The sequence below is a fragment of the Flavobacterium bernardetii genome, assembly GCF_011305415.1.
GTDB lineage: Bacteria > Bacteroidota > Bacteroidia > Flavobacteriales > Flavobacteriaceae > Flavobacterium > Flavobacterium bernardetii.
Genome location: NZ_JAANOQ010000003.1, coordinates 285,246 through 308,808, shown reverse-complemented (window position 1 = coordinate 308,808; position 23,563 = coordinate 285,246). Strand labels below are relative to the sequence as shown.

Here is a 23,563-nt window from a genome sequence, read left to right as displayed (position 1 = left end):
GTTAATCCAACCAATAATTTTCACCGACGAAAAACGAATAACATCGATAAAATGAAAAAATCCCGAATAAATCGGGATTTTATAACATTTGAGCTGTAAATTGTGAATTATTCTTTAATGATTTTTATAGTGTGAACTGTATCTTCTACAGTAATGTTAACGATGTAAGCTCCTGCAGTTAATGCAGACATATTAACTTGTATATCATTAGAGTTTGTTCTAGAATTTAAAACTTCTTGACCTAATAGGTTAACAACTCTTACATTATTAATTGCTGTTTTATAAGATAAGTTTAATACATCTTTAACTGGGTTTGGATATGCTACAAAGCTTGTAGTATCAAAACTAGCAGAACCTAAAGTTGTATCAACTGTAAAATCAAGAGTAACACCAAAATTACCATTATAACATGGATTTGGAGGAGCTTGACCACTATCAGCAGTTCCAATTCTCATTCTATGAGTACCAGATGGAGCAGTTAAAGGCATTGTAAAAGAAGCATCAACAATATTTGGTTCAACAGCTGTACAAGCAATTCCAGTTTTAACTAATTCACCTGCATCATCAAAATCAAAATCATTATTAAAATCTATCCAAATATTAATATCATATGTATATCCTGTACTAAATGTTAATTGAACATTTGTATTTGCACCTGGAGCAACTACTTCAGCAACTGCAGTTAAATCTACATAAGTAACATCTGAAATTGGATTAGTTGTAGCTCCAACAATAGCTGAAGTAATACCTAAATTATCATTTGAAGAAGGAACTGAAGCACAGTAACATCCAGTAGCAGCAGTCGTAAATGATTGCTCAACACAACCTGTTGCTGAACCAGCTCCATTATAAGGAACAATTGTCCAGAAATATTGAGTGTTTACAGAACCTGAAAAACTATATGCATTTGTACCAACACTTACAGCATTAGCAATATCAGTACCACCTGTAGTTGTACCAATAGTAACATAATATCCTGTTGCAGTTGCCGTAGCATCCCAATTTAAATTATTTGAGAAATTTCCACAAGCATTAGGTGTAGCAACTAAATTAGCTGCACATGCTGGTGGTATAGATGGAGATAATTTTAATTCAAAATCATCAAAATTAATTCCATTTGGTGGATTTGGTGCAACAACATGAACTCCGAAAGAATAATCTCCAGCAACAGTTGGTGTAAAATTAAGAAAAACCTGTGTCCAAGTTGGACCTTGATAGCCAGTAACAGTAGATAAAGTAGTTGTCATTGCTGCACTACTTTGAGAGTTTCCTACTCCAACAGTAACATCATAACCAACTGTAGCATCTTGAGTTCTAACATAATAACTGAAGGTATATGAAGTACCAGCTGCTAATGTAAACATAGGTGTAAACGCCCATCCATTTGTACTCCAAGTTCTTCCTAAAGAGTTTACTCCTGTATTCGCTACAGGGAATGTTTCAATGTTCCAATCACTTAAAGTATTTGAATATCCCCAACATTGTGGAAAGATATTTGTACCTGTTGCTACAGTTTCAAATCCTTCATTCCAAGGTAAAGTACCTACAGGCACACAAGCAGTTGTAAAAGTTGTTGTAGCCCAATTACCATAAGTACTACCAGCACATTCAGATCTTACATGTAAGTAATAAACTGTTTGAGGTAATAATCCTGAAGCTATATAAAAAGTAGCAGCAATTGGAGTTCCTGATGCAGGAGGTGTTGCAGAAGTTGTGATTGCATATTGATAACCAACCGCACCTGAACCAGACATATCATCCCATGAAGTATCTGCACCTGAAGAAGTAATGTTTGCTACTACTAATCCAGTTTGATCTGGACAAGTTGGAGATAATTCTAATTTAAAATCATCAAAATTAATTCCATTTGGAGCTCCAGGAGCAACCACATGTACACCGAAAGAATAATCACCATTAGTCAGCGGTGTAAATTCGTGATTAACTTTAACCCATGCTGGACCTTGATAAGCAGTAACAGTTGATACAGTTGTTGTCATTGCTGCACTATTTTGAGAGTTTCCTACTCCAACAGTAACATCATAACCAACTATAGCATCCTGAGTTCTAACATAATAACTAAATCTATAAGAAGTACCCGCAGTTAAAGTAAACATAGGTGTAAAAGCCCATCCATTTGTACTCCAAGTTCTACCTAAAGAGTTTACTCCTGTATTCGCTACAGGGAATGTTTCAATGTTCCAATCACTTAAAGTATTTGAATATCCCCAACATTGTGGAAAGATATTTGTACCTGTTGCTACAGTTTCAAATCCTTCATTCCAAGGTAAAGCAACTATAGGCGAGCAAGCAGTTGTAAAAGATGTTGTAGCCCAATTACCAAAAATACTACCAGCACATTCAGATCTTACATGTAAGTAATAAACTGTTTGAGGTAATAATCCTGAAGCTATATAAAAAGTAGTTGCAATTGGAGTTCCTGATGCAGGAGGAGTTGCAGAAGTTGTGATTGCATATTGATAACCAACTGCACCTGTTCCAGACATATCATCCCATGAAGTATTAGCACCAGTTGAAGTTACACCTGAAACTACTAAACCAGTTTGATCTGGACAAGTTGGAGATAAACGAACTTCTAAGTTATCAACTGAGAAATCCACAACAGCTGCTCCATTAGCTGCACCTTCAACAGCTCTAAAAGCAAATCTTACTGTTTGCGTAGCATAAGCGTCTAAATCTAAAACATTAAGACTACCAACATTTGAAGGCACATTAGTATCAATATAAGTATATAGTGGAACCCAATTTGTCATACCTGTTGAAGTAACTAATACTTCTACAGAATCATCTGATTCCCAAGCAGTTGTCGGTGCTACTGTTAATCCACCTTGAGTTGCAGCAGCAGTAAATTTTAATTCATAACCAGTTGCAGGAATTGTGAATTCTGGAGAAACAACCCAGTCATTATCTATTGCACCATCAAGTGTAACTCTAATTGCACCAGTTGTTCCAACATTTCCTAAACCATCAACTAACCAACTTCCAGTTCCAATGGTTGCTGGTCCAGCAGTTAAATCACCATTATCAGCTTCTGTCCAACAAATAGGTAAAAATGTATTAAATGGTTCTAAATGTGGTAATGTCGTAATAGGCGCACAAGCCGTAGTAAATGAAATTGGTCCATTCCAAGCACTAAAATCAGAAACAGTACAATTTGATCTTACAAAAACATAATATGTTGTTTGTGGTAATAAAGATGAAAGACTTGCAAAAGTATTTGTGGTAGGAGTACCTGCTCCAGTAGGAGCAACATTTGAAGTTGAAACTACATATTCATAACCAATTAAAGGAGTTGATGAAGTTGCATCCCAAGAAATATCAGCAGTAAATGCAGTAATATTAGCACTCACTAAATTTAATGGCGCTAAACATGAAGCTACATTACCAGTTGCAACCAATAATGGTCTATCTGTTGATGTTGTTCCTGTTGCAGTTGTGCAAGGAGTAGTTGCAGAATCACTTCTAAAATATACAGATTTTATTCCAGTAGTAGTTGAATTTGCACAACTAACATTTTCTGTAAAAGTACCAGTAGCTAAACCAGCACAAACTTCAACAATTACATTTGAAGTTCCATCCCATACAAAAGGAGTAGTTAATGTAAACATAACGTTACCTGTTGCAGACGGAGTAAAATCTGTTGGTCCGTAAACTACGGTTGCACCAGACTCAAAAGTTGTAGTTAAAACAGTTGATGCTGTACTTTTCATAGAAATTGTATAATTTTCTTGTAAAGTACTTGTATTATTTGAAGTAACAACCCAGCCAATTTCAGTAATATTACCAGCAACTAAGCCAGCTCCTAATAATTCTGAAGCTGTGTACAAAAACTGAACTCTTCCAGTTTTATAATAATCTTGCATTGGTGATGGATAACCTGTTGTTGTATTTGGTGTACCATCGTTTACACCAACTACAATAGTGCCCGTTTGGGCAGTCATTTGCCAACACGTAAAGAGGGCAAATAACCATAAAGTAATTTTTTTCATTGTTTACTGTATTTAATTTGTTAAGTAATTGTAAATAAACAAAAAAATACTTAAAAAATAATACAAACCACTTATTTTATCGATGAAATACAGATATTATCGTTATAAAACAAAACAAAAATCCCGATAATATCGGGATTTCAAAACATTTATGTTGATTTTTGTTATTACTGCATGCTTGGAACAAATACCATTTCTGATGTATCCGCTAGATAATCAACACCATTAAATCCGAATCCAAATAAGTTTAAGAAGTCTTGTTTGTAACCTGCTAAATCTCCAATTTCTGAAAGATTTTCTGTAGTTGCTACTTCCCATAATTTAGAAACTTGAGCTTGTACATCATCACGCATTTCCCAGTCGTCAATTCTAATTCTTCCTTTATCGTCAGTTGGAATAGCATTTCCGCTAAATAACCTATTAGAATATAAACGTTGTATTTGTTCAATACAACCTTCATGAATTCCTTCAGCTTTCATCGTTTTGTATAATAATGAAATATATAATGGAATTACTGGAATAGCAGAACTTGCTTGAGTAACTAAGGCTTTATTTACCGAAACATAAGCTTTGCAATTTACATCTTCTAATTGTTTTGTAATTTCGAAAGCAGTAGCTTCTAAATGATCTTTTGCACGACCAATTGTTCCTTTTCTATAAACTGGTTCTGTAACTTCTGGTCCGATATAAGAATACGCTAAAGTCATCGCATCATTTGCTAAAACACCAGCATCTTTTAAAGCAGTCATCCACATGGACCAATCTTCACCACCCATTACAACTACTGTATTATCAATATCTTCTTGATTGGCTGGTTCAATAGAAACTTCAGAAACATTTCCTGTATGAAAATCAACGGTTTTGTTTGTGAATTTTCCACCAATTGGCTTTAATGTAGAACGATGTAAAACACCTGTTGTTGGATGCATACGAACTGGAGAAGCTAAACTATAAATTACTAAATCAACTTGACCTAAATCTTTTTTAATTAAATCTATAGCTTGTTGTTTAATTTCATTTGAAAACGCATCACCATTGATACTTTTTGCATATAAACCCGCTTTTGTAGCTTCAACTTCTAATGCTGCAGAATTATAATAACCTGGCGTTGCCGTTTTCCCTTCACTTGGTTCTTTTTCAAAGAAAACACCAATTGTAGCAGCATCACAACCAAATGCACTTGTAATTCTTGAAGCTAAACCAAAACCTGTTGAAGCACCAATTACTAAAACTTTTTTTGCTCCATCAATTTTACCTTTTGATTTTACATATTCAATTTGATTTTTTACATTTTGCGCACAACCTTCTGGGTGAGCTGTTAAACATATAAATCCGCGCATTCTTGGTTCTATAATCATAATTTTATATTTTATTGTTGTTGTATATATTCTAAATCTATTACAAAAGTATAAATTTTAATTTAATAATGTTTTAGCATGTGTTAAGGCTGAATCAGTAATTTGTTTTCCTGATAACATTTCCGCAATTTCCACTATTCGTTCCTCTGAATTTAATTTGACAATTTTAGAAATCGTGTTTTCTGCGATCGTTTCTTTTGAAACTTTATATTGCGCATCTCCTTTTGAAGCAATTTGAGGTAAATGCGTAATGGCAAAAACTTGTCTGTTTGCACTCATTTTACTCATGATTTCACCCATTTTAAATGCAATTTCTCCAGAAACTCCAGTATCAATTTCATCAAATAAAATGGTTGGCAATTGAGAGAAATCAGCCAAAACAGATTTAATTGCTAACATAATTCTCGACATTTCTCCACCAGAAGCTACTTTTTTAAACGAACCTAAACTTGTTCCTTTATTGGCTGAAAACAATAATTCTAATTCGTCTTTTCCGTTAGATAAAAACTGATTAGAAGGGATTAATTCCATTTTAAATTGCGAATCAGGCATTCCTAATTGGAACAAAATAGAAGAAATTTTATCTATAAAAATTGGAATGGCTTTGCTCCTATTTTCTGTAATCTTTTTAGCAGTTGCATTTAAGTCTGCTGTTTTCGCACTTAAATACGCATTTAATTTATTAATTTTTTCTTCTAAATTATCAACTAAAAGTACTTTTTCATCCAATTGATTTCTAATTTCAATTAAATCTTCAATGCTTGAAACTTGGTGTTTCTTTTGTAAATCGTAAATAGTTTGTAATCTTCCAGAAATAAATTCTAATCGTTCTGGATTGTAAACGTTTTTCTCTACTAAATTGAAACTTGAATCTGTAATGTCTTCTAATTCAATTAATGAAGAGTTTAATCTTTCGTATAATTCAGAATAAGATGTAGAAAAGGGTGCGATTTTATGGAAAGCATTTTTACATTCTTTCAAAGCATTTATAAATCCGAATTGTTCTTCATTAGCACTTGAAACCAATTTACTTAAAGTTTCGCTAATTAATTCCGAGTTGTTTAAACTCAATAATTCTTCTTCTAAATCAGCTTGTTCATTTGGTTGTAAGCCCACTTGAATTAATTCATTTAACAAATATGAATTATATTCTTGAGCCGTAAACAAGGTGTTTTTATCTGCAATTGCTTGTTCTAATTCTTTCGATTTTTGTTTGAAATCTGATAATAAAATCAAAAATTCTTTTAGATTTTCAGAATTGGAACCAATCGCATCTAAAATAGAAATCTGGTAATTTTGTTGTTCTAATTCACGTGTTTGATGTTGTGAATGTATATCGATAAGATTTTCTGCTAAAATTTGAAGTTCTGATAAATTGACTGGCGTATCATTAATGAAAGCTCGTGATTTACCTGAAGGCAAAATTTCTCTTCTGATTATTGTAGTATTTTCGTAATCTAAATCATTGGCTTCAAACAGCCATTTTAAATTGTATTTCGACACTTCAAAACTTGCTTCAACAACACATTTTTTCTCTTTATCTTTAAGAGAAGACAAATCCGAACGATTACCCATTATCAAACCTAAAGCACCTAATAATATAGATTTTCCAGCACCAGTTTCTCCAGTAATGGTAGCAAACTGATTAGCAAAATTAATATTAAGCTGTTCTATTAAAGCGTAATTTTGAACTGATAAAGATAAAAGCATATTACCTTATTTTATTCCATTTAGAAGAATTTAACGGAGAAATTGTAGCTAAATTATCTTTAACTTTTGAAATATCCATAACTGGTCCGCCACTGAAAATATTAACAAGTTCATCTGTTTTGGCATCAAAAAAAGTTCTCGCTAAAAGTGAATTTGGTCTCACTTTATGCAATTTCAATAATGTTTCAATAGCATTCATTATTTCAAATTTCCCTGTTTTTAAATCGTCTGCCATTTTATCTAATCCATTAATATGATATTGATAAAGTGTTTCTCTGTAGGCATCAAAAGTATTAGACATTAAATCTGAAATTAAGTTATATCTAGTCGTTTTTTTACCAGTTTGAACCCATCCTGAAAATCCACTAGGTTGTGCTACATTGGCTATATTTAATGCACTTTCCAAATATTCTGAACCACCTTTATCTGAAAATGTATCAGCATCAGAAGCTAAAACAATATTCGCATAAAAAGATAAAACAGAAACTAAGTTTGAAGTAAATGAATTTTTATCATAAACTAAATTTTCAAATTCAATGTATTTAAAACTTACATCCTTATCGTTAATATTAAGAATAGGTGTAGTAAATGTTGAATTAAAAACTGGCCGTGTTGAATTAACTTGTAAAGTAACTTCAAAATTATTAGCTTCAAATTTATTGATAATGAAGAAAAAAGAGCAATTTACTTTTTCATTTAGTTTTGTCTCTTTATCAGAAAATTTTGTGTTATTTAAAAAATCGAAAACTTGTTTCTCTAAATTCTTAAAAATCTGAGTATTCACGCTTGTTACCTGATCAGAATTTATTGAAACTACTGCTTTTAATTCTTGTGAAGATACACAAAAAGTACTTAAAACAAATAATATTAAAAATTTAATTCGCATATTTTTTCACAATTAGGTTAACAATATCTTCTGCAACTAATTCTTTAGATTTTAAAGGATGCTCAAATATATTAAAATCTTTATCAATAAAAGTAACTTTATTTGTTGGCTTTCCAAAACCAGCACCTTTATCGTTTAAAGAATTCAAAACAATTAGGTCTAAATTCTTTTTTTCAATCTTAATTTTGGCGTTATCTATCTCGTTCTCTGTCTCTAAAGCAAAACCAATTAAAAATTGATTCTTTTTTATTTGACCTAAAGATAGTAAAATATCTTTATTCTTTTCCAATTCAATAGTAAACGTAGCTTCTGTCTTTTTTATTTTTTGAGTGGCTACATTTTTTGGTTTATAATCGGCAACAGCAGCGGCGGCAATAGCTACATCCATATTTTCGAAATACTGATGACAAGCATCGTACATTTCGTCTGCAGAAGTTACTCGGATTACATTAACCAAACTGTGTTTCATTTGCAAATGTGTTGGTCCGGAAACCAAAACCACTGCTGCGCCTAAATTTGCGGCTGCAGTTGCAATATCAAATCCCATTTTACCAGAAGAATGATTTCCTATAAAACGAACAGGATCAATTGCTTCAAAAGTTGGACCAGCTGTAATTAATATTTTTTTACCTTTTAAAGGCAATTTACTTTCCAAATCTTTTTCAATAAATTGAATGATGTTTTCTGGCTCAGCCATTCTACCTTCTCCACTTAAACCACTTGCTAATTCACCACTTTCAGCAGGAATTATTGTGTTTCCGAAACTTTGTAATTTCTCGAAATTTATTTTTGTGGTTGGATGAATGTACATATCTAAATCCATTGCTGGAGCGAAATATACAGGACATTTTGCAGATAAATAAGTAGCCAAAAGCAAGTTATCACAAGTTCCAGAAGCCATTTTCGACAAAGTATTTGCTGTTGCAGGTGCAATTAGCATATAATCTGCCCATAGTGCTAATTCTACATGGTTGTTCCAAGTAGCATTTGCATCTTCTTCGTTGTAAAACGTACTATAAACTGGTTTTTTTGAAAGAGTTGATAATGTTAATGGTGTAACAAAATCAATAGAAGCAGGTGTCATGACAACTTGTACATGTGCACCTGCTTTTATAAGAAGTCTTACTAATGAGGCTGTTTTATAAGCAGCAATTCCGCCAGAAACACCTAGCAAAACGTTTTTACCGTTTAAAACAGACATCAATATAAGTTTAAATTATTTAGTATCTCTATGATAAATTTTATCCTCTAACCATTCTTGAACAGCTAAAGCATGTGGTTTAGGTAATTTTTCGTAATATTTAGAAACTTCAATTTGTTCTTTATTTTCGAAAACTTCCTCTAAACTATCATTATAAGTAGCAAATTCGTCTAACTTATCTAATAATTCTTTTTTGATTTCAGAATTAATTTGATTTGCTCTACGTGCTATTATAGTAATTGCTTCATATACATTTCCAGTTGGCTCTTCAATTACACTTTTGTTGTAAGTTATTGTGTTTACTGGAGCATTTGTTTTCTTTAAATCCATAATAATGATTAATTTGTATATTGTTTCAATTCTTTATCTACTGTTTCAAGCATTTTATTAGATTTCTCTAAATACTTGGTATCTGCCTTAAATTTGATTAAACTTTGATAATATATTTTAGTCGTATTTAATCTTTCTTGCTTTTTAGAAGGAATACTATTTAATGCCAATTTGTACATTGAATCGTATTTGTAAAACAAAGCGTCTTCTTTAAATTTTGAACCTGGATAATTAAAAATAAAATTATCTAAAGCTTTAATTGCTGCGTTGTAATCTCTTGTATATTCTCCAATTGTATTGTATTGTTTTGCAATTTCAAAAGCTTTTAATTCTAGCTTTTCTGATAATACTTTTACAATTTCGTTTGCTTTTGGCAAATATTGAGAATTTGGATATTTATTAGCAAAAACTTGAATTTTACTTAATGCTTTTTCCGTATCAACTTGATCTAAACTATAAACTGGTGAAACTTTACTATAACTTTCAGCTCCTAAAAAGGCAGCTTCTTCAACATTAGCACTTTTTGGGTAACTACTTGCGAAACTTTCAAATTGATATCCGGCTGAAATATACTGTTTTGTAATGTATAAAGCTTTTGCATAATTAAAAAAAGCACTTTCTCCTTGAGGTTTTCCTCTGTAAGAAGTAGCGTATTGTTCAAACAATCTGATTGCTTTACTATACTTTTTCTTTTCAATTTGTGCTGTAAAAACTTTTGTTTTGAATTCTACATCATCAGATTTTAAAGCTTTTTGATATTCACTACAAGATGATAATGTTAGTATTGCTAAAAGTATATATAAAAATTTGTTCATATTTATTATTAAGTTATGCCTTTTGCACACTTTGAAAAAGCAACTGCAAAGGTAGATATATTTTTATGTTTTACAAAAAAGATTTTTATCCTAAATTTTTAATGAAATTTGATAGTCTTCCAGATAAATTTTCATCAACAGATACTAATGGCAAACGCACCGTATTTTCAGATAAACCCAAGTGTTTAAAGACTTCTTTAATACCAGCTGGATTACCTTGCTCGAAAATCATATCAATTGAATCGGCTAATTTGTAATGAATTTTATAAGCTTCAACTGCTTTTTTGTTTAATCCTAAACGTACCATTTCTGAAAATTCTTTCGGAAAACCTTCACCAATTACAGAAATCACTCCTGCTCCACCAGCTAAAACCATTGGTAACGTAATCATATCATCACCAGAAATCACTAAGAATCCTTCTGGTTTAGTTTGAATTAATTTCATCGCTTGAACGATATCTCCTGCTGCTTCTTTAATTCCGATAATATTTTTGAATTCGTTTGCTAATCTCACAACTGTACTTGGCAACATATTACTTGCTGTTCTTCCTGGAACATTATACACAATAATTGAAATTGGTGACGCTTCCGAAACCGCTTTAAAATGTTGGTAAATTCCTTCTTGAGTTGGTTTATTATAATAAGGAGAAACCGATAATATCGCAGCAAATTGAGATAAATCTCTTGTTTTTAATTCTAAAACGACATCTGCAGTATTGTTTCCACCAACACCTAAAACCATTGGTACTCTAGCATTATTAGCAGTTATAATTGTTTGAATTACTAGTTCTTTTTCCTCTGCATTTAAAGTTGCGCTTTCTGCTGTTGTTCCTAATATTACTAAATATTCTACTCCGCCTTCAATAACGTAGTTTGTAATTTTAGCTAAAGCTTCTGTATCTACAGAAAAATCTTTTTTAAAAGGTGTAACCAGCGCCACTCCTGTTCCGATCAATGATTGCATGTTATATTTTTTTTAGTATTTTTAAATATTTAAATAATTCCGAAATAAATTCCGTGTAATTTTCTGCTACTGTATTTATTGACAAATGGTTAATTCTTTTATCAATGGTTTGAAAACCTACTTTAAATTTAGCTTTTGAACTTTTAGTTACCAATAATAATGTTGGCTTTTGAATGTCGTAATAACTAATTAACAAATCAAAATGTTGGTCCGTAAAATTAGTAACTCTTTCGCTTTTAAACAACCCTCCAAACGAAATATCTTTTCTAAAAAAATAATCAAATTTTTCCAATAATGTTTTCTTATTCTTGTTCACAAAAGATAAAATTTCAATATTTTCTTTTGCAATTCCGTGCTTCTCAATTTCTTCGATTAATTCTTCTTGACTAGTAAAATAGTTACTATCAATTAATACACCAACCGTAACAATTTTGTCTGGAGACACTTGCAGTTGATAATTTATTAACTTTTTATTTACCTTTCTTTTAAGAAAAAAATCCTTTATTATTTTAGAAATCATTGTAACTTTACTTCTTTTGCAAAATTAAAGTAATCTATTGGAATATATGACATTCAAAAGTAAAAATACTTATCTTCATTACACAATTTTTGTTACAACTTTAACATTATTAAGTTTAGCTTCTTGTAAAACGAAATCCTACAACAATTATTTAGTTGAAGGAAAAAAAATTGAAGTCAATAAAAATTACACTAAAAACGAGAGTATAGATTCCTATATTACTCCATATAGAAACCATATTAACAAAGATTTAGACAGCATTATCTCCTTTTGTCCAGAAACCTTAGACAAAAGCAAAGGAGAATGGCAATCAAATATTGGAAATTTTATGTCAGATGCTTGTATGGAAATGGCCAATCCTGTTTTTATGAAGCAACAAAATAAACAAATTGACATTATTCTTTTAAATAGTGATGGAATTCGATCTATAATTCCGAAAGGAAATATTACAAAACGAAATGCTTTTGAAGTGATGCCTTTTGAAAACAGTTTAATTGTAATTGCCTTAAAAGGTGAACAAATTAAGGCTTTAGCTCAACACATTATTACCGAGAAAAAGCCACATCCTTTAAATGGATTGAAAATCATTTTGAATAAAGAAAACGTAATTACCAATATCCTCTTCAAAGACCAACCCATTGAAAATAACAAAATTTACTATGTTGGAACTTCAGATTATTTAGCAAATGGTGGCGATAATATGACTTTTTTTCTTAAAAATGAAGGTGCTTACGATTTGAATTATAAAATAAGAAATGTGTTAATCGATTATTTTTATATACACAAAACTATCGAAGCTTCCAATTCACCAAGAATTATTAAAGAATAATACGGTACTAAATTCAGCATAAACAAATGAAAAGAAGAACTTTTATAAAAAATACGGCAGCAACTTCAGCTTTGGTTACACTTAGCGGCATTTCGCTATCAAGTTTTACACCTGTAAAAGAGCGTAAAATTACGATTTTACACACGAATGATGTTCACAGTCACATTGATCCTTTTCCAGAAAATCATCCAAAAAATCCTGGAATTGGTGGCGTAGCTAGACGTGCGAGTTTAATTGAACAAATCCGTAAAGAAGAAACCAATGTTTTACTATTAGATGCTGGCGATATTTTTCAAGGAACTCCTTATTTCAATTATTATGGTGGCGAATTGGAATTCAAACTAATGAGCATGATGAAATACGATTTAGCCACTATGGGAAATCACGATTTCGATAATGGAATTGACGGTTTTTATGCGCAATTGCCACATGCCAATTTTGAATTTGTTTCTGCCAATTATGATTTTAAAAATACAGAATTAAACGGAATTGTAAAACCTTATAAAACATTCTTTAAAGACGGAATTAAAATTGGTGTTTTTGGTTTAGGCGTTCAATTAGAAGGTTTAGTTGATAAAAAACTATATAAAGAAACCGTTTACAATCATCCGATTGAAATAGCTACTGATATTTCAAAACAATTAAAAGAAGTGGAAAAATGTGATTTAATTATCTGTTTATCGCATTTAGGATTTGATTACAAAAACGAACCCGAAAAGCCTTCTGACATCAAATTAGCGGAAGCTACACAAGATATCGATTTAATTATTGGTGGTCATACCCATACTTTTTTAGACAAGCCAATTATCAAAACAAATAAAGTAGGAAAAAAAGTTGTAGTGAATCAAGTTGGCGCTTATGGAATAAACTTAGGTAGAATTGATTTTTATTTGAGTGATGATACAAAATACATTAGTCAAGAAAAAAATATTATTGTTCAATAAGCTCTTTATCTCTTTTTAATAAATATTTCAGTAAAAAGTAGTAAACTGGAACTTCAACTAAACAAATTAGATACTTAAATACAACATGTCCATTGTAATATCTATGTATTGAAAAACATAATTCTGATAAAAAGATACAAAGTATCGTTAAAAATAAATACTTAGTCTTCTTTGATTTTTGCTGAATGAAGTTAAAAAGAGAAAGTATAAATAAAAGTAAAAAAACTATTAGGTATTGAAACACTATGAATTTCTCCGCTGCTTTTTCAATTGGTTTATAAGTAAAAAACCAATAAAGCAGTACAATTCCAAATATAGTTAAAAGTACTATTCCAAGTTTTTTTCTATACAAGGCGTTTTTATAAAAATATTTTATATCCGTTAAGCCATAATAAAACAATATATAAACACTAAGCATATATAATATTGTAGCGTAAACATAAAAAGATCTTATCTCTAAAAGCGTGGAATTATCAGAAATAAAAATCAGAACTAACAAAAGTATATTTAATACAGTACGTTTGCTGTTTTTATTCGTTAAATACAAAAAAGCAATAATGGGAATTATTATAGGCTTTACAAGTACTGCATAATCTGTCATCTCTAATATCCTATCAAAAAGAAGATATAAGAAATAAAAAATAAAATAAGCAGCTAAAGGAATTATCTCTAAATCACGCTTTAATAAACTCTGAATATTGTTTTTCATTATTTACCTTTTGCTTTAATCAAGCAAAAAGTTACGAAAAAATAATAAGATAATAGTTGAGTTATTAAATTTACTGATTTAAAAACCCAATTATATTCTATTTTTACGATAAAAATATAGAACATATCAGACATAATAAATGCAATTATTGTCGTCACTAAAAAAAGATTTGAAACAGAATGTTTCAAATAATAAGATGCCGTAGAAAACACCGCCAATAGCAACAAAACAAAGCCGTAAAAGTGCAACAAGCATTTTTCTAAAGCAGAATCCGTATCAATAATTAAAATAATACTAATGTATAAATAAATTAAAAATGCTAAAACAAAAGCTAATGTAAAATTAATCCCATTATAGCCTTTAATTTTGAAAAGAGGAATTAAGTCTTTAACAACGAAATACAATAAAATCAAATAAGGAATCAAAAAAAGAAACACGGAAATTAAATAATATTGTTTTTCATCATATAATATTAACATTTCAGCAATGTAATAAAATATAAAACTTACGACTACTCTATATTGAAAATTACCTTTAGATTTTATAATATAATAATAAAGTAGAATTGGTAAAAACAAAGGTTTGGAAAGAACTTCTAAACTATCTAAATGCAATAGTGAAGAAAAAAAATATAAAACACAAACAACTATAAAACTATATAAAATTGTTTTCTTACCCATTTATCATTTTTTGAAATTGATATTCATCAATTATTTGAATTTTTAACTGATTCGCTTTTTCTAATTTAGCCGGCCCCATTTTTGCACCAGCAATGACAAAATTTGTTTTGGCAGAAATAGAACTTCCTACTTTACCACCATTATCTTCAATAGCTTTTTTCAAATCATCTCGAGAATATACTTCAAAAACGCCTGACACTACAAAAATTTGCCCTTCTAAAACATTGGAAACAGAAGTAGAAAGTTCATTTAATTCAAATTGTACTCCAACTTCTTTTAACTTGTTTATAATTAATTTGTTTTCTGCATTTTGAAAGAAATCCATAACACTTTGAGCAATTCTTTCTCCAATTTCATCAACTGTAACTAAATCTAGTAAATCTGCTTTTGCTAAGTTATCGATATTTTTATAATGTTTGGCTAATTTTTTAGCAACTGTCTCGCCAACATATCTAATTCCTAAAGCATATAAAACTCTATCAAAAGTAATTTCTTTTGACTTTTCTACACCAGAAATCAGATTATCTGCAGATTTATCAGCCATTCTTTCTAAAACAACAACTTGTTCTTTTTTCAAATCGTATAAATCGGCATAATTTTTAACTAAGCCGGCATTGAAAAGTAAAGCGACAGTTTCACCACCTAAACCTTCAATATCCATTGCTTTTCTGCTAATAAAATGTTGAATTCTTCCAATGATTTGCGGCGGACAACCATAAAAATTTGGACAATAATGATTGGCTTCACCTTCACTTCTTGTCAATTCGGTATTACATTCTGGACAATTTGTGATATAAACCGTAGGGTTTTCTTGATTTCCTCTGTTGGCAACTCCAATAATCTTTGGAATAATTTCACCGCCTTTTTCTACAAAAACTTCATCGTTGACACGAATATCTAATTTTGCAATTTGGTCGGCATTATGTAAAGAAGCACGTTTTACAATAGTTCCCGCCAATTGTACAGGTTCTAAATTCGCAACTGGAGTTATCGCACCCGTTCGTCCAACTTGATACGAAATCGATTGTAAAATCGTACTCACCTGCTCTGCTTTAAATTTATAAGCCATTGCCCAACGTGGCGATTTTGCTGTGTAACCTAATTCTTCCTGGAAATGAATGTTGTTGATTTTCACTACAACACCATCCGTTTCATAAGGTAAATTATGACGATTTTTGTCCCAATGTTCGATAAACTCAAAAACTTCATCTATATTTTTAGCAAGTTTACTCTGACTAGGCACTTTAAAACCTAATTTTCGAGACAATTCTAAACCTTCATATTGCGATGTGATTGGTAAATTATTTCCAATCATACTATATAACAAGCACTCTAACGGACGTTTCGCAACTTCCGCACTATCTTGTAATTTTAAACTTCCTGAAGCTGTATTTCTTGGATTGGAATAAGGCGTTTCACCAATTTCAATTAAGTCTTGGTTCATTTTTTCGAAACCTGCAAATGGCAAAACAATTTCACCACGAATATCAAATTTATCAGGAAAACCAGCATTTAATTGTAACGGAACAGATTTTATCGTTTTGATATTATTTGTTACTTCATCGCCTTTAAAACCATCACCACGCGTTACGGCACGAACTAACTTTCCGTTTTCGTACGTAATACTTATAGAAGCGCCATCGTATTTTAATTCGCAAGTAAATTCTAAAGGCACATCGCCTAAGATTTTCTGACAACGTGTTTGCCAATCTAGCAAATCTTCTTTTGAATACGAATTATCCAAAGAAAACATTCTGTATTCGTGTTCAATTGTATTGAAATTTTTCGTAATTGTTCCTCCGACACGTTGCGTTGGCGAATTTTCATCAAAAAATTGAGGATTTGCTGTTTCTAAATCTTGTAATTGTTTCAATTTAGTATCGAAATCAAAATCCGAAATCGTTGGATTATCTAACACATAATAATTATAATTGTGTTGATTTAATTCGGCTCTTAATGATTGAATTGTTTCTAAAAAAGTCATATTACGATACTTTTATTAATGCAATTAGTTTGATATATAATTCGCCTTTACTAATGATTCCGCCATTTTCAATAATTTTGAAAACTTCTTCATTTCTATTATCAGCAACTTCTTTTTTTCCTGTTTGAATAGTTACAGCATCAGTAAAAAGATTATTACCTAACCATTCTAAACCTTCCGTTGTAAATAAATCGACTTCTTCATTTGAAGTTTGAACAATTAATGATTCTAATAAATCATCATGACATTTAAAAAGAAAAATATGATGTTTAGAAAAATGATCCACAAAACGAACATTCGTTATGGCTTTATCCCATATTAAATCTGAAAAAACATCAATTTCTTGTAAAGCGATTTCTGGCTTATTTGTTTTTAATTCGTCCCATTCTTTTTTATCAATAGTTTGGGTTGCTAAGAAGGTAATAAACTCAGGATGAAGTTCTTCTAATTGTTCTTTTGTTAATCGGGTATATTTCATATTCAATACATATAGGATTTGTAAAAATAAAAAAAGCGTTGCAATTGCAACGCTTTTTAAAGAAATATTTTAAATAAAATTATGCTTTTTCAGCAACAATTTCATAAGGTAATTCAATGATTACTTCTCTGTGTAAACGGATAGTAGCATTATATTTACCAGTTCTTTTAACAATACCAGACGTGATAAATTTTCTGTCGATAGCTTGTCCGTTTGCTTCTAAAGCTTGCGCGATATCTGCATTAGAAATTGATCCGAATAATTTTTCACCACCTGCTTTTGCAGTAATTTTTATCTCTAAAGCTTTGATTGCTTCAGCAGTTGCTTTTGCATCTGCAACAACTTTAGCTTCTTTATGAGCTTTTTGTTTTAAATTCTCAGCTAATACTTTTTTAGCAGAAGAAGTAGCTAAAATAGCAACTCCTTGAGGAATTAAAAAGTTACGACCGTATCCGTTTTTTACAGTTACTACATCATCTTTAAAACCTAAATTTTGAACGTCTTGTTTTAAAATTAGTTCCATTTTGTTGTCCTTTTTTATATAAGTTAGGTTCCGCTAAACGAAAACCAACAAATGATTAATATTATTTTAATAAATCCGCCACGTAAGGCATTAAAGCTAAGTGACGTGCTCTTTTCACAGCAACAGAAACTTTTCTTTGGAATTTTAATGAAGTACCAGTTAAACGTCTTGGTAAAATTTTACCTTGCTCGTTTACAAACTTTAATAAAAAGTCACCATCTTTATAATCGATATACTTGATACCAGATTTTTTGAAACGACAATATTTTTTTTGTTTGTTAGTATCAATGTTTAAAGGAGTAAGATATCTGATATCTCCTTCTTTTTTACCGTTGTTAGCTATCGACATGATTAGTTACCTTTAGTTTTTAATTTTTCTCTTCTTCTTTCAGCCCAAGAAATAGCATGTTTGTCTAAAGAAACAGTTAAGAATCTCATGATTCTTTCGTCTCTTCTGAATTCAGTTTCTAAAGAAATGATTAATTCAGCTGGAGCTTGAAATTCAAATAAATGGTAAAAACCACTTTTTTTGTGTTGGATTTCATAGGCTAATTTTTTTAAGCCCCAATCCTCTTTTGATACCATTTTAGCACCCTTAGAAGTAAGAAAATCTTCAAATTTGCTTACTGTTTCCTTTACCTGAACATCAGATAAAACGGGATTCAAAATGAAAACAGTTTCGTAATTTTTCATTTGTACGTATTTTTTAAATTGGGTGCAAAGATATACAATTATATTTAATTTACAAATCCTACAATAAGTATTTTTTTTTAACATAATATTAGTTTATTCTCAATATTTTTCTTATTTTTATCCTGTTAATTAAAATTAAATGATAGAATCTTATCACTTAATTAATCCCTACAACCTATGAAGTTAAATACTATTGTTGTTGATGACAGTTCAATTCAACGTATAACTATTGCAAAATTAATTTCCGAACATACTAATTTAAGATTAGGTGGAGACTTTTCGAACGCATTAGAAGCCAAGAGTTATATCACAAATAATCATGTTGATTTAATCTTTTTGGATATTGAAATGCCTCATATCACAGGTTTTGATTTACTTGATGGATTAAAAATAAAACCTCTAATTGTTTTCATCACTTCTAAAGCAGATTATGCCGTGAAAGCATTTGAATATTCAGCCTTAGATTTTTTACAAAAGCCAATAAAGAAAGAACGTTTCTTAGTTTCTGTAAAGAAAGCATTGGAAATGCATCAACTAAAACATGACCAAACTCATGATGATCACGGTCCGCACTTAATTATCAAGAGTAATCTTAAAAAGATTAAAGTTTATACTTCTCATATTAAATGGGTAGAAGCTTTTGGTGATTATATTAAAGTGGTAACTTACGAAGACACTCATTTAGTGTTATCTACAATGAAAGCTTTCGAAACGGAACTTCCAAAAGATAATTTCTTAAGAATTCATAAATCGTACATTATCAATTTAGATAAAGTAGAACGTTTCAACAGTAAACAAGTAGAAATTGACGGAGAAAAAATTCCATTAAGTAGAAACAAAAAAGAAGAAATTATTACCATTTTAGAAAGTTATTAAATAAACTGTTCTCGATACATTCCGATTAAAAATCGGAACACTCGAACTGACGTTTATTAATAATCTACATTAATTGTAGTTTTAATAGAACGATACTGCGAAGTCGCCTCAAAACTTATCAAAGCTTTTTTGATAAGTTTTTTTGTTTGTATTAAATTCGTGTTATTCGGAATTTTGATAAGAATCGTTCTGATGTATTCATTTCTGATTCTGTTAATCGCTGGTTCTTCCGGACCTAAAATTGGAACAGGAATTGATTGCTTCAAAACATTATACAACCAAGTGGAGCCTTCACGAAGTTTTTCGTAATCTCTATGTTTTAATCGAATTTGTAACAAACGGAAATACGGCGGATATTGAAAATTACGTCTTTCATATAATTGTTCGTTAAACATCCCTAAATAGTTATTATTCACGACTTGTTGAATCGTATTATGCATTGGGTTGTACGTTTGAATGACTACACTTCCCTTTTTTGCTTTTCTACCAGAACGTCCTGCAACTTGCACCATCATTTGATATGCGCGTTCGTAAGCACGATAATACGGTTGATTTAATAAATTATCTGCATTTAGAATTCCGACTAAAGTCACATTTTCAAAATCTAAACCTTTGGCAAGCATTTGTGTACCGACTAAAATATCAATTTCTTGATTTTTAAACGCATCAATCATTTTTTCGAAAGCAAATTTTCCACGAGTCGTATCTTGATCCATTCGAGCAATTCGTTTGGTTGGAAATAATTTTATTAACTCCAATTCCACTTGTTCCGTACCAAAACCTTTTGCTGAAATATCTAAGGAATTACAAGCGTGACAATGGGTTGGTTTCGCCATACTATGTCCGCAATAATGGCATTTTAAATGATTTTTATATTTGTAATACGTTAAACTCACATCGCAACTTGGACATTGAGGTACGTGTCCGCAAGTCGTACATTCAATATATGGTGAATAGCCTCTGCGATTTTGAAACAACATAATTTGTTCATTATTCGCTAAGGTTTCGTGCATTCTCTCCAATAATTCATCGGAAAAATGACCGTCCATTCGTTTACGGAAATATTTATCTTTTAAATCAATCAGATGAATTTCGGGTAAAACCACATTATTAAATCGGGTAAACAATTCAATTAAGCCATATTTATTGGTTTTCGCATTGTGATACGATTCTAAACTTGGCGTCGCACTTCCTAACAACACTTTTGCATTATGAAATTTTGCTAAAACAATTGCAGCATCTCTGGCGTGATAGCGTGGCGCTGGATCTTGTTGTTTGTATGTCGCCTCGTGTTCTTCATCTACCACAATCAAACCTAAGTTAGAAAATGGTAAAAACAACGCACTTCGTACACCTAAAACCACTTTTGCTTTTTCAGAATTCTGCAACACATGATTGTAAACCTCAACACGTTCATTAGAATTGTATTTCGAATGAAAAACCGCAATTTGATTTCCAAAATACGCCGATAAACGTTGAACTAATTGTGTGGTTAAGGCAATTTCAGGCAACAAGAATAATACTTGTTTGTCTTGTTGTAAAAATTCTTCAATAAGTTTTATATAGACTTCCGTTTTACCAGAAGCGGTAACGCCGTGTAATAAATTGACATCAAACTGTTGAAATTTTTCTTTAATACTTTCTAAAACCGTAGTTTGAGATTCGCTTAACTGAATTTCGTAATCAGCTTCTTTTTCGAAGGAAACACGGTCAGTATTGATATAATATTCTTCGAAAATTTGTTTATCGACTAACGATTTAATAACCGCAGCACTTACACCAGAAGTTTCGATTAATAATTTTGCAGGAATTGGTTTTTTCTCCGTCGCTTGCAATTGAAAATAGGATAAAACAATTTCTTTTTGTTTTTTTGCTTTACCTAAAATTTCTAATAATTCTTGAAGTTTTTCTTGTTGTAAAAATGCATCTTGAAGTTTGATGTATTTTACTAATTTGGGTTTGTAATTGTCTTGCACCTCATCTTGCATTGTTAGCAAACCTTTCGCTAGCAAACTTTGAACAATTGGAATTACATTTTTCTTATTTAAAATCTGAGTAATTTCAGAAATAGTTATGGAAGATTTATTTTCTAACGCTTCTAAAACTAGGAATTCTTCATCAGTTGCCAATGTTTTATCCGATTCTGTATGCGAAGAAGAAATCATCGTTTCACTTTCTAAAATCAATCCAGAAGGCAAAGCCGATTTAAAAACTTCTCCTATCGAACACATATAATACGAGGCAATCCAACTCCAATGTTTCAGTTGAATTTCGTTTACAATAGGAACCTCATCAATAATTTGACTGATTTCTTTGGCTTCGTATAATTCTGGTGGATTCGTATGCTTCTCAACCACTAAAGCCGTGTACACTTTTGTTTTCCCGAACGGAACTGTAACTCGCATACCAGGTTGCAAAAACTTATATTCTTCCACATTTACGGAATACGTAAACGTTTTATCAAGATTTAAAGGAAGAATGACGTTGATGAAGTGCATGTATAGTTGGGAGTTTGGAGTATTTAGTTGGAAGTTTACCTGTTTTTGTCTTCTAAAATAGATTTTAAATCTTCAATTCTAACATTTGTACGTTCTGATAAACAAGTCGAATAAATTAATGGCGAAATACTACCTCCTTTGAATTGTTCAATTTCAAATTTACAATGTGAATCTCGAAATTTCAACCAATCTTTTTGGGCTTTAATCATTAATTGCTTTTCGGTTACATCCAAAACTTCAATTACTTTTTTATAGACTTTATTAAGTTCCGCATCTGCTTTCTTAAAATCATCATGAGCAATTTTATTCATTTCAGCTTGAGTTTGTGCACTCAGGTTAAAACTAAAACATAAAAAAAACAGTAAAAATATTTTATTCATATTGAAATTAAAAAAGAGATTCTTTCTTCGTGAGAACGACAAACTAAACTTTTAACTTTTGCCTTTTTACTTTTGCCTTTTTACTTGGCTCTTTAACAATTAATCCAACTTCTCTGTTAATTTACTGAACACTGCTTTCGCATCTTTTCCTTCGTATAAAATTTGGTAAACGGCATCTATTATTGGCGTTTTGGCTTTGTATTCTAAATTTAGATTGTAAGCACTTTTTACAGCGTAATAGCCTTCAGCCACCATGCTCATTTCCATTTGAGCCGATTTTACGGTGTAGCCCTTCCCTATCATATTACCAAACATTCTGTTTCTGGAGAAAACGGAATATCCTGTTACTAACAAATCGCCCAAATAAGCCGAGTCGTTAATATTTCGTTTCATTCTATGTACTTTTTTAATGAATTTCTTCATTTCACGAATGGCGTTACTCATTAAAACCGCTTGAAAGTTATCTCCATAACCTAAACCGTGAGCAATACCTGCTGCAATAGAATAAATATTCTTTAATACCGCTGCATATTCTGTTCCAACAATATCGTCAGACGTTTTGGTTTTTATATAGTACGAAGAAACATTTTTAGCTAAATATTTGGCTTTTACTTTATCTGAACAAGCAATAGTTAAATAAGATAAACGCTCAAGAGCTACTTCTTCTGCGTGACAAGGTCCTGTAATTACACCAATATTTTCATAAGGAATATTAAATTGCGAATGAAAATGTTCTCCAACAATTAAACTGGTTTCTGGCACGATTCCTTTAATGGCAGAAAAAATAGTTTTTCCTTCTAAAGATTCGGTCATTTTTTCTAATTCTCCGCTTAAAAACGCAGATGGAATAGCAAAAATAAGTATATCAGCAAATTTTATAGCTTCATTAATATCATTAGTTAATTGTAATTTATCGGTGTCAAAAGCAACTGAACTTAAATAATTTGGGTTGTGTTTTTGGTGCTTCAAATGCTCTAAAGCATAAGTACTACGCATGTACCACGCAATTTTTTCTTGATTCTCACATAACATTTTAGCGATGGCTGTTGCCCAACTTCCTCCTCCTATTACTGCAAATTTTTTATTGTTTTCCATATTCAAAATAATGAACATCAAAAATACACTTTTTCAATTAGAAGTGCAAGTTCAAAAATCAACATATAGGAACACAGATTGAA

The 23,563-nt window shown here is 30.9% G+C and carries 22 protein-coding genes; 3 read left to right on the top strand and 19 right to left on the bottom strand.

Annotated features, from left to right (window positions below; all coding sequences use genetic code 11):
• Positions 1–107 precede the first annotated feature (107 nt).
• From G6N05_RS08445 to G6N05_RS08405, 9 genes are all read right to left on the bottom strand, one after another.
• The gene (locus G6N05_RS08445) at positions 108–4,007 is read right to left on the bottom strand and encodes a T9SS-dependent choice-of-anchor J family protein (protein ID WP_166126726.1); all 3,900 of its coding nucleotides are present in this window, start codon (positions 4,005–4,007) and stop codon (positions 108–110) included.
• 167 nt (positions 4,008–4,174) lie between these two features.
• On the bottom strand, positions 4,175–5,365 hold the full coding sequence (gene fabV, locus G6N05_RS08440; protein WP_166126721.1) for an enoyl-ACP reductase FabV: 1,191 nt from the start codon (positions 5,363–5,365) through the stop codon (positions 4,175–4,177).
• A gap of 57 nt (positions 5,366–5,422) precedes the next feature.
• Positions 5,423–7,075, bottom strand: coding sequence for a DNA repair protein RecN (gene recN, locus G6N05_RS08435; RefSeq protein WP_166126718.1), 1,653 nt, complete (start codon positions 7,073–7,075; stop codon positions 5,423–5,425).
• Position 7,076: 1 nt separating this feature from the next.
• Positions 7,077–7,961, bottom strand: coding sequence for a type IX secretion system protein PorD (gene porD, locus G6N05_RS08430; RefSeq protein ID WP_166126714.1), 885 nt, complete (start codon positions 7,959–7,961; stop codon positions 7,077–7,079).
• Positions 7,951–9,162 (bottom strand): bifunctional phosphopantothenoylcysteine decarboxylase/phosphopantothenate--cysteine ligase CoaBC, encoded by a 1,212-nt coding sequence (gene coaBC / locus G6N05_RS08425; RefSeq protein WP_166126709.1) that lies wholly within the window; start codon positions 9,160–9,162, stop codon positions 7,951–7,953. Before coaBC ends, porD begins: the two co-directional genes overlap by 11 nt.
• A 15-nt stretch (positions 9,163–9,177) precedes the next feature.
• Positions 9,178–9,492: a DNA-directed RNA polymerase subunit omega gene (locus G6N05_RS08420; protein ID WP_091312562.1), complete on the bottom strand. Its 315-nt coding sequence runs from the start codon at positions 9,490–9,492 to the stop codon at positions 9,178–9,180.
• 8 nt (positions 9,493–9,500) lie between these two features.
• The gene (locus G6N05_RS08415) at positions 9,501–10,307 is read right to left on the bottom strand and encodes an outer membrane protein assembly factor BamD (RefSeq protein WP_166126702.1); all 807 of its coding nucleotides are present in this window, start codon (positions 10,305–10,307) and stop codon (positions 9,501–9,503) included.
• A gap of 85 nt (positions 10,308–10,392) precedes the next feature.
• On the bottom strand, positions 10,393–11,271 hold the full coding sequence (gene dapA / locus G6N05_RS08410; protein ID WP_166126698.1) for a 4-hydroxy-tetrahydrodipicolinate synthase: 879 nt from the start codon (positions 11,269–11,271) through the stop codon (positions 10,393–10,395).
• A gap of 1 nt (position 11,272) precedes the next feature.
• Positions 11,273–11,791, bottom strand: a complete 519-nt coding sequence (locus tag G6N05_RS08405; RefSeq protein ID WP_394351460.1) for a DUF6913 domain-containing protein — start codon at positions 11,789–11,791, stop codon at positions 11,273–11,275.
• A gap of 46 nt (positions 11,792–11,837) precedes the next feature.
• Here G6N05_RS08405 and G6N05_RS08400 point away from each other — a divergent pair, with 46 nt between their 5' ends.
• Both G6N05_RS08400 and G6N05_RS08395 read left to right on the top strand, forming a co-directional pair.
• The gene (locus G6N05_RS08400) at positions 11,838–12,620 is read left to right on the top strand and encodes a 5'-nucleotidase C-terminal domain-containing protein (protein ID WP_166126693.1); all 783 of its coding nucleotides are present in this window, start codon (positions 11,838–11,840) and stop codon (positions 12,618–12,620) included.
• A 26-nt stretch (positions 12,621–12,646) separates the two neighbouring features.
• Positions 12,647–13,564, top strand: coding sequence for a bifunctional metallophosphatase/5'-nucleotidase (locus tag G6N05_RS08395; RefSeq protein ID WP_166126690.1), 918 nt, complete (start codon positions 12,647–12,649; stop codon positions 13,562–13,564).
• Here the strand turns inward: G6N05_RS08395 and G6N05_RS08390 are convergent.
• From G6N05_RS08390 to rpsF, 7 genes are all read right to left on the bottom strand, one after another.
• Positions 13,551–14,273 (bottom strand): hypothetical protein, encoded by a 723-nt coding sequence (locus tag G6N05_RS08390; protein WP_166126688.1) that lies wholly within the window; start codon positions 14,271–14,273, stop codon positions 13,551–13,553. The two genes, G6N05_RS08395 and G6N05_RS08390, sit on opposite strands and share 14 nt — an antisense overlap.
• A complete protein-coding gene (locus G6N05_RS08385) occupies positions 14,273–14,953 on the bottom strand; it encodes a hypothetical protein (RefSeq protein WP_166126685.1) in 681 nt (226 codons plus the stop codon). The genes G6N05_RS08390 and G6N05_RS08385 overlap by 1 nt, the downstream gene beginning before the upstream one ends.
• Entirely contained in the window at positions 14,946–16,937 is a 1,992-nt protein-coding gene (ligA, locus tag G6N05_RS08380; protein ID WP_166126682.1) for an NAD-dependent DNA ligase LigA, read from the bottom strand. The genes G6N05_RS08385 and ligA overlap by 8 nt, the downstream gene beginning before the upstream one ends.
• Before the next feature lies 1 nt (position 16,938).
• The gene (locus tag G6N05_RS08375; RefSeq protein WP_166126679.1) at positions 16,939–17,415 is read right to left on the bottom strand and encodes a DUF6495 family protein; all 477 of its coding nucleotides are present in this window, start codon (positions 17,413–17,415) and stop codon (positions 16,939–16,941) included.
• A 79-nt stretch (positions 17,416–17,494) separates the two neighbouring features.
• A complete protein-coding gene (gene rplI, locus G6N05_RS08370; protein ID WP_166126676.1) occupies positions 17,495–17,938 on the bottom strand; it encodes a 50S ribosomal protein L9 in 444 nt (147 codons plus the stop codon).
• 61 nt (positions 17,939–17,999) lie between these two features.
• Positions 18,000–18,287, bottom strand: a complete 288-nt coding sequence (rpsR, locus tag G6N05_RS08365) for a 30S ribosomal protein S18 (protein ID WP_091312528.1) — start codon at positions 18,285–18,287, stop codon at positions 18,000–18,002.
• Between the two features lie 2 nt (positions 18,288–18,289).
• On the bottom strand, positions 18,290–18,631 hold the full coding sequence (gene rpsF / locus G6N05_RS08360) for a 30S ribosomal protein S6 (protein WP_166077748.1): 342 nt from the start codon (positions 18,629–18,631) through the stop codon (positions 18,290–18,292).
• Between the two features lie 177 nt (positions 18,632–18,808).
• Here rpsF and G6N05_RS08355 point away from each other — a divergent pair, with 177 nt between their 5' ends.
• Positions 18,809–19,507, top strand: coding sequence for a LytR/AlgR family response regulator transcription factor (locus tag G6N05_RS08355; RefSeq protein ID WP_166126671.1), 699 nt, complete (start codon positions 18,809–18,811; stop codon positions 19,505–19,507).
• A 56-nt stretch (positions 19,508–19,563) separates the two neighbouring features.
• Here G6N05_RS08355 and priA read toward each other — a convergent pair whose 3' ends face one another.
• From priA to G6N05_RS08340, 3 genes are all read right to left on the bottom strand, one after another.
• Positions 19,564–22,005, bottom strand: a complete 2,442-nt coding sequence (gene priA, locus G6N05_RS08350) for a replication restart helicase PriA (protein WP_166126666.1) — start codon at positions 22,003–22,005, stop codon at positions 19,564–19,566.
• 35 nt (positions 22,006–22,040) lie between these two features.
• Positions 22,041–22,385: a lysozyme inhibitor LprI family protein gene (locus G6N05_RS08345; protein ID WP_166126661.1), complete on the bottom strand. Its 345-nt coding sequence runs from the start codon at positions 22,383–22,385 to the stop codon at positions 22,041–22,043.
• A 99-nt stretch (positions 22,386–22,484) separates the two neighbouring features.
• The gene (locus tag G6N05_RS08340) at positions 22,485–23,480 is read right to left on the bottom strand and encodes an NAD(P)H-dependent glycerol-3-phosphate dehydrogenase (protein WP_166126658.1); all 996 of its coding nucleotides are present in this window, start codon (positions 23,478–23,480) and stop codon (positions 22,485–22,487) included.
• Positions 23,481–23,563: the final 83 nt, after the last annotated feature.